This window comes from Geminocystis sp. CENA526, from assembly GCF_050753365.1.
Lineage (GTDB): Bacteria > Cyanobacteriota > Cyanobacteriia > Cyanobacteriales > Cyanobacteriaceae > Geminocystis.
In genome coordinates this window covers 17,745-35,793 of the sequence record NZ_JBLZFY010000022.1, presented here as the reverse complement: position 1 = coordinate 35,793, position 18,049 = coordinate 17,745, and the positions used below count along the sequence as shown (strand labels likewise).

Here is an 18,049-nt window from a genome sequence, read left to right as displayed (position 1 = left end):
TTTTTCTTAATTAGACATTCTAAGGGCTAAAGCCCTTTATTACGAACCTACAGAAAAATAATTTTCCCAGATGTCTATGAATTTTTTTGAAAAGTAGTGATTTTCCCTAAAAATTCTTCTGTAAGTTTCACAAAAGCCTTTGAGCCATTAGAATTAGGAGAAGTTAATACCGCAGGCATAAATAAATCCACAGCTTTAGCCACATTAACATCCATGGGAATATCATTAGCAAATATCTGATCGATGGTAAAATCCTGTTGTACCCTTCTTTTTACCTGATCATAATATTTATCATAACGTCCAAATAGCCCCCCTTCTGAAAGAATAAACACAATACCCAATAATTGCAACTTTAGAGGATCATTATCTTTATGACTATCCTTTAATTTTTTTATCCTTCTCTCCAATAATTGTATTCCTACCAATGATAACGGCTCAGGGCGCGCTGGTAACAAATAAAAATCACTAGCGGCGATGGCGCTTCTAGTTAAAAGATTATACCCCGGCGCACAATCCATAATCACAAAATCATAATCATTCACCACTGGTTGTAAAATATTATGAATCAGCATTCTTTCAAAAGTATTCCAGACGGATTCAAAATTTTCAATCTTATTTTCATTAACTGCCTTTTGATGCAACATTTCTGACACTAAATATTCATCATACAATTCAATATCCCCAGGTAACAACTCCAACAGGGGTAAACCACCGACAAATGGGGAGATAATATCGTGAATAGTTAACTTAGCATAGGGGTTAGGTTGAATGACTCCATCGATTAAATAACTCAGGGTTTTGCGTTTTTTTCTTAACTTGCCAAACTCATGGGGGGGTAATAAACTCAAAGTGGCACTAATTTGAGCATCTAAATCTAATACTAATACTCTTTTCTTAAAATTTTTGGCTAAAGACGTGGCTAAATTTACCGTTAAAGTTGTTTTCCCTACGCCACCTTTCATATTAACGGTACTGATAACATATCCCATAATAATTTTAAATAGTTGAACTTTTAATAACGTTTTCTGTAATCCAATTTAAGTAAGGTTGAGAGCCTTTTGTAATTGGTATAGCAATAATTTCTGGTACATCGTAAGAATGCAATTCTCTAATTTTACTTTCGAGGCGCTCAAAAAATTGTAAATCTGTCTTAATAATTAATTGCCATTCTTCCTCTTGGCATACTTTCCCTTCCCAACGATACACCGAATTAATGGGCATAAAATTGACACACGCGCCTAATGATTCTTCGATGATAACCCGTGCGATCGAACTTGCTTCATCTTTACTACTGGCGGTAACTAAAACTATACCATAATAATTATTTTCCATAGACAATGAATTAAGAGAACTCCATAAAAAAGATGATCTCATTACTAAGGTAAAATTTCAACAAACCATTTCTTGAGATTAAGAAGACGACTAATACAAGATTCAATCTCATTCATTGCTAACATTATTAATTTAACGCCTTTACAATACATTTTATCACCATATTATTACCAGAATGTGTGAAGACTTACTGTGACTGTAAAGACTTTAAAACTCAGGAAGAAGCTCAAAGAGAATAAAATACTAGCCATAATAGTTATAAATACTTACAAAAATATTATTAATATAGGTTGGTAGTGAGGGCTTTAGCCCTTAAAGAATTGACAATCTAATGGGGTTGAACTCCAAATAAGTGACGATTACCATTTATATTGTTTAAATCCCTAACGAATCTTGCCCTCAGATGGTTCGGATGATTAACAGCAACTCCTCCCATAAAGACACACACCACCTCTTGACATTCAGAATCTTCGATCGAGGGATGTGTTACATTCACTCTTTTGATACTAACCCATGAACAATGGGAATTTCCTCCCCCCGCCGCACTTCCTCCAACTTCTGGATTCCTTTTGTATCTAGGTTCAGTTTTATAAATCAAATCCATTCCTTTCCCACGACTATCAGTGACATACTGAAAATCACCCCATGTATTATTTTGTCTGTCGAGAGGTTCTTCATCAGGATAGGGTACAACATAAATAGCGCAAGTTTGCGGAGAAAAAACCTCCCCCTGTAAATTATTATTAACACCAACACGCACTTGATTACCCCAAATTTCTCTCACAGAATTTAGCCAATTATCATAAGTCGTTTGCCATGTTTGGGGTTGGTTGGGAGATAAACCAAATAATTTCGTTTTTTGTTCCTGTGTGTTTTTATCTTTAACTTTATGATTGAGGATTAAATGACAACCCCTTGACGCTTCTCTCCCATTGGGCATGGTAAAGATATGTAAAGGACGGCGCCAACCTCTGCCCACTCCTCCAACGCTAGTGGCAAATTTGATTATAGGGAGGATGATTTTGTTTAAAATATTGGTGGGAGCGGTAATTTTTAATTGTCCTTTCCAAGTGTAAAATCTAGGTTGATCTTCCGATCGATCTCCCCATATTCTACCTTTTACCATTTCTAAACGTACAGCACCTTTTTGGGCGTTATTATCATTACCATCGATGCTACCCATTAACTCCCCTAGGGTTTTTTGCGCATTTTCTTGAGACATCACCCCTAATAAAAATCTTAGCAACCACGATCGTAACCAACCGCGCCAATGACTAGGGCGTAACTGTATATCTTGCACCGTAACACCGCCACATCCCTGACTATAAAGGCTAAAAGTAAAAGTTTTAGTTGTACAACGGGGATCAGATTCGATCGTCGGAGAATTACCTTGAGTTTTGATAGCACCGTAACCCGAAGCAGTACGACTTCCTACCCCATAGGCATTAAGAGCTTGTTCTATCCAACTCCACACTTTAGCCACATCATCGGGGGTTACTTTACCTTCAATGCCTTTAATAGCTACTTTTACCGTAATATTATTTTCTCCATCTCCTAAAGTGTAGAAAGAAAGAGGGGTACTTTGCCCTTGATGATAAACTTGAAAGTCTTGCTGTGGGTTAACAATATCGAGAGTAACTTTGGTTTCTTGTTGAGGATAAGCGTCAAAAAAGATAAATTTTCCAGCGTTTATAGTGTCATTTTCTTGTTTTCCGAGTAATCTCTCCATTTCTGGTTTAATGTCTGGGCGTTTACTTGCCCAAGCCCTCACTAACCCTCGAATACTGGAGGCGGGAATATAGCCACGATAGGGCAGATTATAAAAGTATTTATTATTTTGAGCTACGTTTCTTTTAGCTTCTGGACGTAATAAAGATATATCTTCGGGGTTTTGAGGTTGTTGAGTTGGTTTCCATGAGCCACAAGGTTCACTCGCAGGTATCATGGTTTCCAGATCAGGATGGGGATGAGAACCGACTTTCGATCGCCATTGTAGGATAAAAGTACCTTGTTTAAATAAGTCTGTATTGCCCCGTTGTTGATGCTGTTTTTGTAATAATTCAATAAGTTTTGGTGCAGTATATACCATGTTTTTTTATGATAAATAGATGTTTATAATTGATAAAATTAGCCAAATTTAAGCTACACCATAGTCAGTATATGGTCTTTTGTAAGGAGGATGAAGTCCGAGAATAATATCTTCTCTAGGTATTCCCATGGCGACTAAATCTTCGGCAGGATTCATTTCCGTTAAGTTTTGCTGTAACCAAATTTTGCCGTCTTTTAAGTCAAAATGGACTAAACATTGATAAATACGGTTAAATCCTTGCCAACCGACATTAACCCATTGATAATGATCTTTTTCTTGATCAAAAATTAATTGGACTTCGATATTTTCGTCATAAAAATCATCTTTGGCATAATGGGTTAAGAGATTTTTAATTGATTCTCGATATTGAGTTATTTTATCCATTCAATAATTACCTCACTAATAGGATCGTAAATAATTAAGGGAATTTGATATTTATTAATCGCAATTTGAGTAAATTCAAACTGAAAAAAAGTTTTATAGGTATCAAAAGGAATGGCTAGATATAAAGTTCTTTCAGGTTCAAAACTTTCTAAAGCAATACGATAACTGAGAAACTGCCCTAAAGCACTATAAAAATCATTAATAGCTGAAGGATTGAGAAAACTTTTAATTTCAATGGCTATTTTTTGTTTATCTTTTTCGGCGGCAATAATTTTTTCAGCACCTAAATCTATCTGAAAATTAACGTTACCAAATTTTAATCTTAATGGATCATGGGTAATTATCCATTTATCTTTTTCTAGGGCATTTTTTAGTACTTGATGAAAACGATCTTTTGCTGACATTAATTATTTTTATTTAATCAATTATTCTTTATTTTAATTAAGTTAATCATTATTTGTATAAGCCCTCCCCCAAAAGTTCCAGTATTGCGATAAAGTTAAAGATTTTCGCCACATTACCATATATTCTGTGGGATTTTCCCTCGCCATAGTTTGTACATGATTCATTAAATCTCTCCCTGAAATGTTACTGTTATCCATTAACATTTGTCCTAAGAGCGATCGCCATACGGGTACTGTACGCAGTCTGACTTCTCCTTGTTGATCATTACTCTGATTAATATAACCAACGGCTGAAAGTAAACCGAATACTCGTAAATGGGTAGATAAACGTAAAATAGCTGTTAAGTCTTTTTCCTCTAAAGAGAGGCGATTATTCAAATAAGTTTGAATGTGTTGATGGGCTGTTAAGCTCATTTGTTCAGGTTGTACCATAGTTGTTCTAATTGTGGTATTGACAGAAAGATTGCTTGAATTGCTTGAATTGCTTGAGGTTTTTGACTCAGAAGGAGGAGAAATCTTAGTATAATTCGGAGGCTTTGGTTGAGATGGTTTTCTGTTTCTTTTACTCATGGATTTTTTTATTTAGAAAGTGTGATGAATTATCCACTACTTGCGCATTTGTAGTAAAAATATGAAGTTTGAGATTCCTTCGCTACCGCTCGGAATGACAGAATACCGTTGTTTTGAGTAAGTCCTATTGTCATTGCGAGGTATGAAGCAATCTCTCTAATCCTTTTGAAAACAACTCACTGAGGTTTTGTTGAGTCTTAACCCAACCTACACGGAAGTTGGCTGTAGAGAGACAACAGGAGAGGTGTGATTCGGTGTCCAACTTTGTACCCAACCTCTACCAACATTGGCTTGTCCTCCTACTTGGATTAATCCCTGTATAATTTCCATTAGTTGATTATGTTCATCATTACCAATGGGGTTATTCTGTTTGATGCTATACCCCCAAGGATAATAAAAAATCGTGTCTCTGGGAATGCAAACATCTGTCCAAAATACTTCTGCACTACCTGCTTGATCTCCTGAATCTTGTATTTTGTTTCTTACTTGTGTCCATAGTGAATGTTCCATCAAAATTTGAAAATCGGCATCGGGTAACACTAAATGGTTTGTTTCCCATGCAGGTTTAACGGCTTCCCTCAATGAGTCGCACCAATTACCACTAAGTTCGATCGAACTCTTTTGATCATCAGATAAAGTAGAGATAGGAGTAACATTAATTTGAGCATCCGCCACATGATAAGTACCGCCTAAAGTACCCACTGCACAGTTAGGTAAGGCAACCGTAGGTAAACCTGCTACCAAAGCATGATCTCTGATTAAACTATGAGAGCTAACCCATGTAAATACATCTTGATTATTACGAGCCATAGTAGCCATGGGAATCCACAAAAGACGAGCATCTCCGAACCATACTTGATGTACTCCCATTTGTCCTTCTCCATCTAACTTTTTACCAAAGAGTTTATCAGCAATAGTTCGATCGAACTGTTCTAATTCATCCCGAATGTTACCCCGTAAAGTCGAACCGGGGATATAAGGGAAATTGGTATGAACCTCCCTCGCAATTTCTAAAATATTACCTAAGTCACCTTCACCGCCACAATGTACAGGAGAAAGACTGTATAAATAACCAACACGAAAATCCGACATAGTAAAAACCTCCTAATATTTAATCCAAAGTAATTGTGAATAGCCCAATTTACGCCATTTTTGGGCAGAATTTAATCCTGACGATGGGGAAGTTTCAGGATTTTCAGCATAAAGATATTCAGGCTGATTGAGATAATAAACACTACCAGCAGTAGCCCCAAATACTTGGGGTGCAGGAATGCTAGTATTTTTGTTCTTATCTTTAATGCGACAACTGATAGCTATAGGTTTAGCGGTAGCCACACTAACTAAACTACCGAGGGATTGATTGGGGTTGCCTCGATGCGCTAGTTTCCATTCCCAAGGCCATGCTTGGCAATAACTTTTGTTATCTCGGTGTTTACGTTCAAATACTCCCGTTGTCGCCAGATAAGCAATAGATTTACTGTGATTATCTCGATTTTCCTCAAAATTAAGATTACTGAGGGTTGCTAACTCTTGCCATTGATGAGCTAAAGTTGCACTTTTTTCGATAATCACTCGATGCCCTTCTCCTCCTAGTTGTAAGATATTCGGGGTAGTAATATCTATGTCTAAACCGATGGCTATACTCCAACCTTGTTTAAGTCTGACGGCATTTTCCACAAAATAACCATCAGCATCTTTTACCTGTCCTGTATTAGCATTTAAGGAATTGTGCGATCGAGTTTCAGGTAAATAGGGAGTAAATTCAACGGGATTTTCTGAGGTTAATTCGATAGTATTATTAATACCATTAATCAACAAATTTTTTAATTGATTATAGCTTAAATATTGGCTACTTTTTTCCTTTGATTTAATAGTAGAATCTCGCTGATTTAGTTTTTTAATTAATAAGGGGGCAGGTTGTAAACGATCCCATAATATTTTTTTAAGGGGATAATTGTCGTTTTCTTCTACTAACCAAGGTAAGGGATGTAAAGTATTTTTGCCAACAAAATTGAGTGGTTTAGGGAAATATAATTCTTCATTATAACAGAGAAAAGAACCTAATAAATTAAACTCTTTTTTTTCTCTTAATAATCCTCTAATTGCCCCTGCTAAAGTATGCCCATTAGGGGGAAATACACTACCTGCCCAAGCCCTTTCTCCGGGAGAAAATGGTTTTCCATCTCGAAGTAATAAAACATCTATGGGCGTTAATTTATAAAAGAAAATCGTCATATTTTTAAACTAAATTGTTTTGTTAACAGATTCATAATTTTATGGGCGAAATATATCTGAATATACAACTTGACAAAGAATCAGTTTTTCCAATAACTCGCTTCGCAATAAATGAAACCGTTGGCGAAATATATTTGAATATACAACTTGACAAAGAATCGGTTTTGTGCAATAACCCGCTTCGCAATAAATCGCGCAGCGTTGCGAGGCACGAAGCAATCTCGAAGCTAACAGCTAAAATCTGCTAAAGCGATTTCATAAACATTGTTTTTAATTAAAATATTTCACCAATACGTTGTTTTATATTAAAATTAGTCGCTTTAGCTGACTTTTGCTATAAGCCATGAAATTTATTTCTTGGCGAGTTATGGATTAACGACTAAAATTATTCTTAATTGTTAATTGTTCATTGTTAATTGTTAATTCTTGATGTTTCGACTACGAATGATAAAAGCACCTAGTCTTAACCAATTACTGATTTCTAGGTTGAATTTTTCTTCATTATTGGTTTTCCACATTGCCTTAATAAAATTCCCTAATTGTTGTTTAAATAAAGTTAATTTATCTTTTTCTAAATTGGTACGTCTTTCACTAAAGGCTTTCACCCAAGGCTCGATCGAACTTTCTGCTGGTATGGGATACTGTAGGATATATTCACTAGCTACCTCGAAAATACTGCTAGGCAACTGTAAATCAGAATTAATTAAATTTTGCCATAACGGAAATACCTCAAATTTGGCAGTAGTCTTTAAAATATTGCCATTTCCATAGATAACCCTCACTTGTAGAGCATCTTTTTTGATGATTTCTCCATTTCTGTCAAATTCATGCTCTTTTGCTTCTTCCTCCGCTTCCCATAAATTCTCTAAAGCAATGGCTAACGGTACAGAATGATGGACGATCGTAATACCAAAACTGATACTAGCTTGACTCCCCATAGTAAATAATGGGCGGGATGAGATAGATTCGGGAATAGGTTTATTACTTCCCCATTGCCAATAATCCCCTTGACTGATAAATTCATGGTGAGGATCATCTGCACCGATAAAACATTGTCGTAAATCCCATAACCAATTATCCCACTCCCAAAGATTGGTATAGGCTAAAACATCATCTCCACCGCCATAAATTAACCTTCCTGCATACCTTTCTTGAGTGAGATAGGGTACAAGTTGATTAGAAAAATCTAGTAAAGCACGGCTTAACGCACTATGGGTAGAGGGTCCCATTCTTTTTGTCACTTCCAAGAAATTATTGAGAGGTTTTTGATATTTTTCGGGCATCTTCGCAATTTTTGCCTTTAATGCTTCGGGAATATAATCACTATAGGGTTTCAGTTTGCTACCCTTTAACCATTCCCCCATACCGTCACCGTCTCCTGCCGTCAAAACATACCAATCCGTAGGATTTTGCCCGACGGGATAAAATTTACTAATTTCCTGTTTTAATCGGATTAACTCCTCCTTTTTTTTCTCCTCCTTATCAACTTCATTAGAGTTTGCTTCAAAGTCATCAATTAACCATCCTCCATTGAGTAACCTAGGATTTAACCAGTTGGGATAATTTTTAGCTATCCATGGAATCCCCCAAGGCAGTTTTGCAGGGGCTTGTTTTCCTTCATTTACCCAAGGAAATTTACTGACGATCGACTGACAGGCTCGATGATAATATTTGATAGCGTCAATATTGCCTTTTTTTTCTGAGTAGCGTAGATAACCTGCGACTCCTGAGCTTAAATCAGGATAAAGTAATGATACTTTTGTATTGTCTAAATTTTCGTCAGGGTACAATTCCGATAACAAGACTTGATGTAAACCCCTTTTTAAAACTTCGGTAGCGTTTAATTCTTCGATACCGTCAAATAATCCTAAGTTTTTCTGCCAAAATTGACGAGTTTGGGCTTCTGTTACCCATTCCGTGCCGTCTGGTTGATTCTCATAGACGACTGCACCTAATCCTGATATAGTCGATCGAGAACCGAAAGCTGTAGGAATTTGCCAATTACGAGCATTTTTCACCGCATTTAAGCTAAATCGTAACTGATCAAAAGTACTAGCCCACCAAGAACCCACATTTAAGTTAGGTTGTTTATAACGAAATTTTGTCTCTGGTGTGTCAGATTCCGATGAGGTAAGCTGAAATACAGCACTGAGAAATTCTTGTTCGGAGTCTAAAAATAGGGCTGGATTAGGGTTAGCATAGTCATTTTGTTGATTAATCCATTGCTGATACTCTCTTTCTTCAGGAGATTTTTCCGCTTCTTTAGTTTTTGGGCGGGGTGACATACTCAATTTATTATTGTCTGGATTGCCTAGAGGTAAAGATACCCAATATTGTTGCCATTGTGCCTTTAACCAGTTATCCCATGTATGGCGATTCACATTTTGCCATGATTTACCCTGTTGGCGATTTTGAATAAAGGTTAAAACTTTTTCTCCTAAATTATTCCACTCCTGTTTAAGAGTATTGTTAGCATAATCCATCGCCGATCGAACGGGATTATCCTTAATAGCTTCTTCATCCTGTCCATTATTAGGCAAAATCATCACCAAAACGTTAGGAAATCCTGCCGTTAACATCGCCTCTTGAGATGGTTGTTTTATCCACTGCTCAAAGTCGGGATATTTTTGTAATAACCAATGATCAATTAAAGGTTGTTGATATAAACAGGGATATAGTAAAGTATCAGCACCATATTTTTCGGCAATTTTCCAAGCTACTTTTGCCGAGAGATAATGTAGTAACCATGAACCAGCCCAAAAATCCCGCATTTTGCGACTAGCTTTGATTAATTCTTGTACGGGGGTAAAGCTAAAAGTGCTTAAATAAGGGCGTGAACGTTGAAAACTAGCTCCTTTTTGGGGATATTGACTTTCATCGGGGTAATATCCTGCTAATCCTCCTGCTAAAGCTGAGGTAATGCTTAAATGACTCCATATAGAGGCATCGGGTAAACGGGTTTCTGCTGGTAACAGGTGAGTATTAGGATTTTCTTTCCCGATAATGTCAGGATAACAACGCCATAACCACCAGTGTACTTTTTGGGGATCTTCCCAGTCTTTAATCAAGTTTAGCGGTTCTGTTTCAATATTTTCTAAAAATTCTTTTCTTTTCTCCTTATTCAAATCTTCATGCCAATTATCACAGATTATTTGTTGAGCTTTTCCTGATAATAAATGATTAATTTGTATTCCTTCTTTTGTATAGCTTATGGCACTATAATTAGGTGGTAATCTTCCTATGGTAGTTCGATCGCTAGCGGATGAAATTAAGTCACATAAATTGAGATGTTTTAACCATTCCCCATTATAAATGTCTTGAGCCGATGAGTCTTTCGGTGATTGCCAACCTTCCATACATTTGAGTAATTCCCATTTTCCTTCCCTTGCTAAATCTCGACTATGGGATAATGGTTTTAAAATGGGATCGTGGAGCAATGCCCATATTTTCGATCTCCAATAGGGTTTTGTCACGGATTTTTAACTCCTTTTTGAGTTGCTTTTTTTAGTTTATCCTAGATATATAATCTAAGTTTGCTATTTGCCAATATTGACTATACTTTGTAGCAATTTAGCTTTAATCTAATCATAATAGGTGTTTTCAGTTTTTATTAAAATCTTAATAAATATTTTATTATTGTGATATTTCGTAACTTAAAATTCGATTTTGCATCAGTACTTATATAAGATAGAGTTCGATCGAACTTGATGGAAATTAAATTTTTGATCCCTCTGTTTGCCTTAATTACGGCAGAACTGTTTTATTTTAAATGATTGATTTATGTGTGTATCTGTAAAGAAATGTAACAAAAATCGACCGATAATGAAAATGCCCTCAAATCCAGTAAATTCGTGTTATCCCTCGATATATTGCTGTGTAAGGGTTTCAGGTATTTTGACTTGACAAAAAAGACGATTACAAGTTATAATTTTGGTATCGTTCGCAAACTGCCTCTGGAATTAAGACACCATAAGCACTCTACGAACAGCCCTTCCCCTTTCTTGGGGAAACTATTTGAATGGAAACGTCAACGTCGGTTTTTCTTAAGGGTTTAGCCTTGTCACCTTCCCCTTTCTTGGGGAAACTATTTGAATGGAAACTTATTATAAAAATTTAAGTAGTGTTGAATTAACTAAACTTCCCCTTTCTTGGGGAAACTATTTGAATGGAAACTAGAAAGAAGTAGATGTGAAAGATATCCAAGCTTGATTGCTTCCCCTTTCTTGGGGAAACTATTTGAATGGAAACCCATATTATGTAAAGTGTTATAACCTGTCTCATCAGTGCGCTTCCCCTTTCTTGGGGAAACTATTTGAATGGAAACTCAATAACAAAAAGCTGAGAATAACGGCCTTTCACACTACTTCCCCTTTCTTGGGGAAACTATTTGAATGGAAACTCAAAAGAAGAATGGATGAAGTTGATGTTAACAACTCCCTTCCCCTTTCTTGGGGAAACTATTTGAATGGAAACATTGATAAAGCTATTTATTGTTATTGTTTTCATTATTTTTCTTCCCCTTTCTTGGGGAAACTATTTGAATGGAAACATTATCGATGGTTTCATCAAAAGCGATTTCTATATCATTAAATACTTCCCCTTTCTTGGGGAAACTATTTGAATGGAAACATCTCCAAGACTTCCGTAATAACGTTGCTCGATCGAAACTTCCCCTTTCTTGGGGAAACTATTTGAATGGAAACTACCCTCAAATTCACAAGCATCCGAAACTTCTTCCGAAGCTTCCCCTTTCTTGGGGAAACTATTTGAATGGAAACCAAAAAACAGTAGTGATTTTCTTGAAGTGAGTAAATTGGTATGCTTCCCCTTTCTTGGGGAAACTATTTGAATGGAAACTCAGGGATGATTGCAACAAAACGTCGCATGGTTTTAGGCTTCCCCTTTCTTGGGGAAACTATTTGAATGGAAACTCAAAAGCATCCAATGCTACTTTGTAGCTAGAAAACTCCTTCCCCTTTCTTGGGGAAACTATTTGAATGGAAACAGCTCCTGAGCATCACCATCTTATTAAAGATGCCTTAAACGCTTCCCCTTTCTTGGGGAAACTATTTGAATGGAAACTGGGAATAAAGTTAACTGTGGTGAGACTGGGTCTTCAAGCTTCCCCTTTCTTGGGGAAACTATTTGAATGGAAACCAGAACGATCGATTCGAACAGGGGAGATACCCATTGTTACTTCCCCTTTCTTGGGGAAACTATTTGAATGGAAATTAAAGGAGATAGAGAAAACATATGATAGTAAATTATCAAAACTTATTACTTATTACTCTTTACTCATTACTTTCTCTTAAACAAAAATTTGAAAATGAAACAGCCCTGCCCTTTCTTGGGAAACTATTTGAATGGAAACCTTTATCTCTTATCATCAAATAGGTTCTATTTCTTGCTAAGTTAAAATAAGCAATTAATTTATGACAAAAACTATTTTAGTAGCGACGATCGGCACTCGTGATTTAGCGTTATATTGTGAGGATTATAATAAACAATGGCTAAATGTAGGTAATGCTTTTCAATCGAATCTTGAGGAAAAAGAAAGTCAAGCGGTAAGGGTTCAATATCAATTAGGAAAACAGGGAAGTTTTCGAGAAGTTACGCAATATTTATTAGAAAATTGGGAAGTTTATCAGGATAAAATTAAGCCTATTATTATCGGTAAATTAGTAGAGGATTATCAAGCAAAAATTGACACAGTTTATTTAATTGTGACTAATCAAGAAGGAGTTGCTTCTCCTAGATATTGTGAAAAAGATAGTCTTTATTCGGGAGAAGTTATCAAAAAGTATTTAGAAAAAAACTATAATTTTAAAGTCAAAATATTTAAACAAGGGCAAAAGAATGAAAACCCCTCAGATTTTGAAGAAATGTTTAAATGGTGGCAAAATTTTTGGAATGTTATCGATCCTAATAATAAGAAAGATTTAGATTTATTGTTATGTTTAAAAGGTGGGGTTAATCAGTCATCGGAAGCAGGAAGAATTACCTCAATTATCCGTTTTGAAGAAAAGGTAACTTTTTATGATTTTAAGGAGGATGAAAAACTTAATTTAGTAGGTGAACCATCTATTTATACTGCTCCTTTTAAGGGGGTTAATTATCTTTGGAGTCGTAAACAAGGGGAGGCTTTAAGTTTATTAGAAAGACACGATTATAATGGGGTATATTCTATTTTAGAGCCTTATTATCAAGATAGTAATAATCAGGATATTCGTAAGTTAAAACTTTATTTAAGCAAGGCGATTAAGTGGAATATTACGGATTTTGATACTTTTATTAGTGGTTTACAACAGATACCAAATAATAACTGGTGGTGGAAAGGTTATGAATCTGCTTATCTGGGTTTTGTGCGTTTTAAACAGGGTAATAATATTGAGGCTTTTTTCCATGCTTTCCGCTCGATCGAAGGTTTAATGAGTGAATTAATTACGGTAAAATATAATGATTATGTTATTTTTCCTAAAGGTGAAACACCCTATTTAAGCTCAAGAATTTGTGATAAAAATAGCCCTTTTCCAGAATTGAAAAATCACCGTGGTTTATTTAATCAAGATGGTAGAGTTTATCTATATGGTGGGGGGTTATATTCTTTGGTAAAAATTGTTTTACCTCATATCGAAAATGAGAAAAATTGGCAACGTTTTGAGCATATTAAAGAATGGCGTAATCGAATTTTTCATCGTTTAAAACATTTAGAAAAAGGTGATTTATTGAGTGTTTGTTGGGAAGTGCAAGATGTACAACAATGGAAAAATAAAGTTTTATACTATTTAAACTCTCTTTCTGGACAAAATTATCCTAGTTTAGAAAAAGGGAGTTTTATGGCGGAGTATCATCGTCAAATTAAGGATTTAATTCAAAAATATCAACCTTAATTTTGTGGGTATGTTCCCCCTTTCTTTACTCCTTACTCCTTACTTTTTACTCCTTATCATACCTTTGGGAAAGTTCGATCGAACCTTTTTTATGTTTTTCTCGTAAACTGTCAGGATAAATAACCTCTACACAACTACCATAACCTTGTAACCAAAAGAGAAATTCATTAAGAGAACGAGGAGGAAGATTGATAAAATAATCAAGATGTAAAATTTTGTTATCAGTAGAGTTTTTGGTTAATTTAATCCTTTGTTGAAGATGCCTTAATTCTCCTTCTTGAATGAAGTTACTGACGGGGGGATAAAATCTAACTTTGATTTTTTCTAAGGTTAATTTTCCTTGTAATTCTAATTCTTGTTCTTCTTTATTTCCCAAGTTTAAACCCCATCCATTTTTTAGTAAAAATTCAGTTTTTTTAAGGCTTTCTTTTTGAGCTTCAATGTGTCTTCCAGCTAATGAAACTACTTTGAAATAATTACTGAAACGGTTAATTCTACCGATTATTAGTTGATTATTAACACAGTTTTCATAAACTAAATACCATGCAATATTATAATAAATTAATTGTAAAGGAATGATAATTTCTACTCCGATATTCCCTTGATTAAATAAATCTTCTTTACGAGAAACTTCGATGGCTTGACCTTTAAGAATAGCCATTTCTAACTTGGGAATATGATGGTATAAATTACGTTGATTTCTTCCTTTTAAAATCATTTCTTCTGGATCGGTATAATTAATAGCTCGATTTAAGTTTTTTCTAATGGGATAAAAAAAATCATCTTTTTTACTAATATCTAAACCCTTAATTCTTTTCTTTAATTTAGAATGAATTTGTCTGGCAACGGTATCCCCTTGATAAATTGCCATAGATTCTAAAGCATCAAAGGCGATTTTTAATTCTTGTTTATTCATTACTCCAGTGCCTAAATAATACCCCCAACGATACATTCTTTTTTCTAAAATTCCCGTTTCTCTTAGGGTTTCTAAATCTTTTCTGAGGGTTGCGATAGCTGGTTTTTCCAGATTAATCTCAAGATTTTGGGCGGTAATTTCCATTTGGTTTTGTAACAAAGCTAAAGCATTATGATGATTTTCTGTGGATTCTTCATCTTCACGACAACCGATACCCGGATAGTTAACCAAGGTAGCAATTAATAACATTAGTCTCTGAAAAGAGAGTAAGTCACTGTAGCGGTGCAACTTCGGTTTTTTTGCCATGATTTTAAAAATAATATTATATTAATATCTTAATCCTTTTTTAGCCTATATTTTGCAATAGTTCCACAGAAAAAAGTTTTTTTAATAATATTTTCTTTTTACAGTTATTTGCAGTTCGATCGATCAAAATAGTAAATGTAGATATTTGACATTAGGTATTTTCGACAAATATTTTTCTCCTAGGGGTTGAATAATATTCAACCCACCCCATACCTAAAACTTAATCATCATTCATCATTGAACTTTTTTAAGCAACTCCTATTTATTATTTCCCTTCATTAATTCTTAATATCAATCAGGAAAATTAAATGACTCAACCTTATAATCTCGATGAAGTCCGTCAGGCGATCGAATGGATCATTACTACACGCCCCGATTTAGTCACCAAAGCTCAATTAATTATAGAAGGAAAATATAACCCCCATCAGGATACCGAAGAAGATCAAAAAATCCTTCATCATCTCAAAAACTTACTTATCGTTGATTATAATGATTTACATGGTAGAGTATATGTAACTGAAGCTGTGGAAACTCACTCAAAAATCACCGCAGGTTCAATTACTTTTGCTAACTGGATTAACTGTGTCTCCAATTTTCCTCTATTTTTGTTCATGGTGCAAAATATTCACCCTGTTATCGGTTTTACTTCCGCTCTTGCTAGTACTGGTATTCTGTTAGGTACGGGAAATGTTTTAGGGGCTAGTGTGGCACGATATAAAAAAGGTAATCGTATTTGGTCATTATTGGGGGGTTTTGTCGGTTTAATGGGCTTAAATATTCTTCAAACCGCTACTACTGGTATTGGAGTTGAATTGTTTAATAATCGTTCTCAGTTCGATCGAATTTACGCAACCCAAATCGCCGATAATTATTTAGACAGTAAAGACGCAGAAATTAGTCGTTTATCGGAATTTGACGATCCCATTTATCAAAATCTTAAACAACAATGCGAAACAGGACAAGCCAAACTAGAAAGTTTATCCGTTAATCATCCTCAGCGCGATAGTCTTCATGTCCAACTATTCGGGACTTTTGCCCAAAGAAATGACCAATGGGAAACAAAACCCTTTCAACAATTACCTCTCTGTCGTCAAGTCACCCGTTTAGAAGACAAACAAAATCAACTCATCGAAACCGCCTCCGCCCATTATCATAACCTATTGCTCGATCGAACCCAAACAGGATCAGACATCAAATTTTTACAAACCGTTGCTCCCAATCTTTTTCAAGAACATTTTACCAAAGAAGGACAAATTAAATCAGGTACTGTCTTAGTTGGTTTAGCTACTACTCAAGTATATAGCAAACTATTCAACGGTGAATGGTCACAATTAGGATTGTCATTATTTATGTTTCTTCTTTCGGGAATTACCAGTCTTGCTTCCTGTGCCATGGCGTTATCCCATGCCCTCAGTAAAGAAGTTCAGTTATCTTACAATCAAGAATTACAAAGTAAAATCGATGAGCATTTTCAAGGGTTATATTTTGCCCTAATGTCTGCTCAAAAACAAGGAGAATCTTTGATTCCCGAATTAGACTCCATCAGACAAAATTTAGAAAATACTTTACACATTAACGATGCTGAAAATAACTCCTTTACAACAAGCTATTCTCCTGAATCTTTACCGTCAGCAGACGAAGAAGAATGGACGAATTGACTTACCTACTATTGAAACTTTAGTTCATAATTTTATCGATTCTTCTCCTATTAATAAATTTCCTGATCATAGTGAAATATATCCTCTTAATTCATCTAATATTTCTGAAAATAAAATTGAAGATTTAAGTCCTAATAATTATGAAGAAACCACTCCTATTAATTCTCCTATTATTAACTCTAATCAACATTTAGAACTTAATAATCAACCCAGTGCCATTATTAGTGAAAATACTACTAATAATCTGATTAATAATTCGATCGAACCTCCCATAAATGATGTAAAAAATACTGAACAAGATGTGTCATTGCACGATCAGAAATTACATGATCGAGAAACTGTAGAGATGAAAGCAGAAATTAATGAGGTTAAATCCTCAGAAAATAATTTATCTCCCAGTCATCAAATTGAATATAACCTAGAAAAAATAATTTTAGAACTTTATTTACAGGAGATAGCACAAACCTTAGTAAAACCCTCAAAAAAATCATTAAAATCGATATTTTTCCCCAATATTAATGAGTTTTTAAAAGAGATTAATTATTAACTTTAGGGAATGTATCATAAACCGCCAAGAAATAAATTTCATGGCTAACAGCACAAGTCGGCTAAAGCGACTAATTTCAAGAGTTTTAACTATAATTTTTATATTTCATTGTTTTAAAAGATATTTATGAAATCGCTTTAGCAGATTTTAGCTATTAGCTTCGTCAATTTATTGCGAAGCGGGTTAATAGACAATTCCATTAAATTCCATTAATTAAAGATTGTTTTAAAACTATCATTAACAGATGCACAAAAAAACAAAAAAATTATGAATAAATTATTAAAAGGACATCTCGTTAAAAATGTTGCTTCCGCATTTATTAATGGTTTAATTACTTTAATTTTACTATTAATTGCACCTCTAGGACTAGCATCAGTAATATTTATAACTTTTATGGTGACAGTTTCTACTTTTATGGTAACAATGACCTTTGATTTTATTACTATCTGGCTACTTAATTCTTCTCGTCAACAATCTTATTTCGATCGACCCTTAAATGATCCCTATAATAATCCCATAACCCGACAAAATAACCCCAATTTATCCCGAAGAAATGACGACATTAATCTTTAAGTTTCAGTCATTGGGAGGTAACGAAGCAATCTTAGAAAAATCTTTCAATTACAGTCATTGGGAGGTAACGAAGCAATCTCAGACAAATCGTTCAATTACAGTCATTGCGAGGTAACGAAGCAATCTTAGAAAAATTCTTCAATTT

General features: G+C 34.8%; 14 protein-coding genes and 1 CRISPR repeat array. Of the genes, 4 read left to right on the top strand and 10 right to left on the bottom strand.

The annotated features are described in order from the left end of the window. Positions 1–74 precede the first annotated feature (74 nt). The 9 genes from ACN4EE_RS08640 to cas10 all read right to left on the bottom strand — a co-directional run bounded on the left by ACN4EE_RS08640 (position 75) and on the right by cas10 (position 10,487). The gene (locus ACN4EE_RS08640) at positions 75–989 is read right to left on the bottom strand and encodes a ParA family protein (protein WP_431706023.1); all 915 of its coding nucleotides are present in this window, start codon (positions 987–989) and stop codon (positions 75–77) included. Between the two features lie 7 nt (positions 990–996). Further along, positions 997–1,374: a divalent-cation tolerance protein CutA gene (gene cutA, locus ACN4EE_RS08635; protein ID WP_431706022.1), complete on the bottom strand. Its 378-nt coding sequence runs from the start codon at positions 1,372–1,374 to the stop codon at positions 997–999. Between the two features lie 286 nt (positions 1,375–1,660). Beyond that, the gene (locus tag ACN4EE_RS08630; RefSeq protein ID WP_431706021.1) at positions 1,661–3,421 is read right to left on the bottom strand and encodes an RAMP superfamily CRISPR-associated protein; all 1,761 of its coding nucleotides are present in this window, start codon (positions 3,419–3,421) and stop codon (positions 1,661–1,663) included. Positions 3,422–3,469: 48 nt separating this feature from the next. Continuing rightward, complete coding sequence (locus ACN4EE_RS08625) at positions 3,470–3,805, bottom strand: XisI protein (protein ID WP_431706020.1); 336 nt, start codon at positions 3,803–3,805, stop codon at positions 3,470–3,472. Continuing rightward, positions 3,793–4,209 carry a XisH family protein gene (locus tag ACN4EE_RS08620; RefSeq protein ID WP_431706019.1) on the bottom strand — a complete coding sequence of 139 codons (417 nt, stop codon included), beginning with the start codon at positions 4,207–4,209 and terminating at the stop codon, positions 3,793–3,795. The genes ACN4EE_RS08625 and ACN4EE_RS08620 overlap by 13 nt, the downstream gene beginning before the upstream one ends. A 42-nt stretch (positions 4,210–4,251) precedes the next feature. After that, positions 4,252–4,779 carry a hypothetical protein gene (locus ACN4EE_RS08615; RefSeq protein ID WP_431706018.1) on the bottom strand — a complete coding sequence of 176 codons (528 nt, stop codon included), beginning with the start codon at positions 4,777–4,779 and terminating at the stop codon, positions 4,252–4,254. 207 nt (positions 4,780–4,986) lie between these two features. Next, a complete protein-coding gene (gene cmr4 / locus ACN4EE_RS08610) occupies positions 4,987–5,871 on the bottom strand; it encodes a type III-B CRISPR module RAMP protein Cmr4 (protein ID WP_431706017.1) in 885 nt (294 codons plus the stop codon). Between the two features lie 12 nt (positions 5,872–5,883). Then, on the bottom strand, positions 5,884–7,014 hold the full coding sequence (locus ACN4EE_RS08605; protein ID WP_431706016.1) for a type III-B CRISPR module-associated Cmr3 family protein: 1,131 nt from the start codon (positions 7,012–7,014) through the stop codon (positions 5,884–5,886). Positions 7,015–7,433: 419 nt separating this feature from the next. Next, positions 7,434–10,487: a type III-B CRISPR-associated protein Cas10/Cmr2 gene (gene cas10 / locus ACN4EE_RS08600; protein WP_431706015.1), complete on the bottom strand. Its 3,054-nt coding sequence runs from the start codon at positions 10,485–10,487 to the stop codon at positions 7,434–7,436. Positions 10,488–11,004: 517 nt separating this feature from the next. Continuing rightward, a CRISPR array of direct repeats spans positions 11,005–12,246; the repeat unit is 36 nt; unit sequence CTTCCCCTTTCTTGGGGAAACTATTTGAATGGAAAC. Between the two features lie 200 nt (positions 12,247–12,446). Between cas10 and ACN4EE_RS08595 the strand changes: the two genes are divergently transcribed. After that, entirely contained in the window at positions 12,447–13,904 is a 1,458-nt protein-coding gene (locus ACN4EE_RS08595; RefSeq protein ID WP_431706014.1) for a hypothetical protein, read from the top strand. A gap of 46 nt (positions 13,905–13,950) precedes the next feature. Here ACN4EE_RS08595 and ACN4EE_RS08590 read toward each other — a convergent pair whose 3' ends face one another. Further along, a complete protein-coding gene (locus ACN4EE_RS08590; protein ID WP_431706013.1) occupies positions 13,951–15,126 on the bottom strand; it encodes a helix-turn-helix transcriptional regulator in 1,176 nt (391 codons plus the stop codon). Positions 15,127–15,434: 308 nt separating this feature from the next. Here ACN4EE_RS08590 and ACN4EE_RS08585 point away from each other — a divergent pair, with 308 nt between their 5' ends. From ACN4EE_RS08585 to csx18, 3 genes are all read left to right on the top strand, one after another. Beyond that, the gene (locus tag ACN4EE_RS08585) at positions 15,435–16,784 is read left to right on the top strand and encodes a hypothetical protein (RefSeq protein ID WP_431706012.1); all 1,350 of its coding nucleotides are present in this window, start codon (positions 15,435–15,437) and stop codon (positions 16,782–16,784) included. Beyond that, a complete protein-coding gene (locus ACN4EE_RS08580; RefSeq protein WP_431706011.1) occupies positions 16,705–17,331 on the top strand; it encodes a hypothetical protein in 627 nt (208 codons plus the stop codon). Before ACN4EE_RS08585 ends, ACN4EE_RS08580 begins: the two co-directional genes overlap by 80 nt. Positions 17,332–17,598: 267 nt before the next feature. Further along, positions 17,599–17,904 (top strand): CRISPR-associated protein Csx18, encoded by a 306-nt coding sequence (gene csx18, locus ACN4EE_RS08575; RefSeq protein WP_431706010.1) that lies wholly within the window; start codon positions 17,599–17,601, stop codon positions 17,902–17,904. Positions 17,905–18,049 lie beyond the last annotated feature (145 nt).

Coding starts and splice junctions, on each gene's coding strand:
- ACN4EE_RS08620 (WP_431706019.1), bottom strand. CDS start 4,209: ATGTCAGCAAAAGATCGTTTTCATCAAGTACTAAAAAATGCCCTAGAA.
- ACN4EE_RS08640 (WP_431706023.1), bottom strand. CDS start 989: ATGGGATATGTTATCAGTACCGTTAATATGAAAGGTGGCGTAGGGAAA.
- cmr4 (WP_431706017.1), bottom strand. CDS start 5,871: ATGTCGGATTTTCGTGTTGGTTATTTATACAGTCTTTCTCCTGTACAT.
- csx18 (WP_431706010.1), top strand. CDS start 17,599: ATGAATAAATTATTAAAAGGACATCTCGTTAAAAATGTTGCTTCCGCA.
- ACN4EE_RS08625 (WP_431706020.1), bottom strand. CDS start 3,805: ATGGATAAAATAACTCAATATCGAGAATCAATTAAAAATCTCTTAACC.
- ACN4EE_RS08630 (WP_431706021.1), bottom strand. CDS start 3,421: ATGGTATATACTGCACCAAAACTTATTGAATTATTACAAAAACAGCAT.
- cutA (WP_431706022.1), bottom strand. CDS start 1,374: ATGAGATCATCTTTTTTATGGAGTTCTCTTAATTCATTGTCTATGGAA.
- ACN4EE_RS08615 (WP_431706018.1), bottom strand. CDS start 4,779: ATGAGTAAAAGAAACAGAAAACCATCTCAACCAAAGCCTCCGAATTAT.
- ACN4EE_RS08595 (WP_431706014.1), top strand. CDS start 12,447: ATGACAAAAACTATTTTAGTAGCGACGATCGGCACTCGTGATTTAGCG.
- ACN4EE_RS08590 (WP_431706013.1), bottom strand. CDS start 15,126: ATGGCAAAAAAACCGAAGTTGCACCGCTACAGTGACTTACTCTCTTTT.
- ACN4EE_RS08605 (WP_431706016.1), bottom strand. CDS start 7,014: ATGACGATTTTCTTTTATAAATTAACGCCCATAGATGTTTTATTACTT.
- ACN4EE_RS08580 (WP_431706011.1), top strand. CDS start 16,705: ATGCTGAAAATAACTCCTTTACAACAAGCTATTCTCCTGAATCTTTAC.
- ACN4EE_RS08585 (WP_431706012.1), top strand. CDS start 15,435: ATGACTCAACCTTATAATCTCGATGAAGTCCGTCAGGCGATCGAATGG.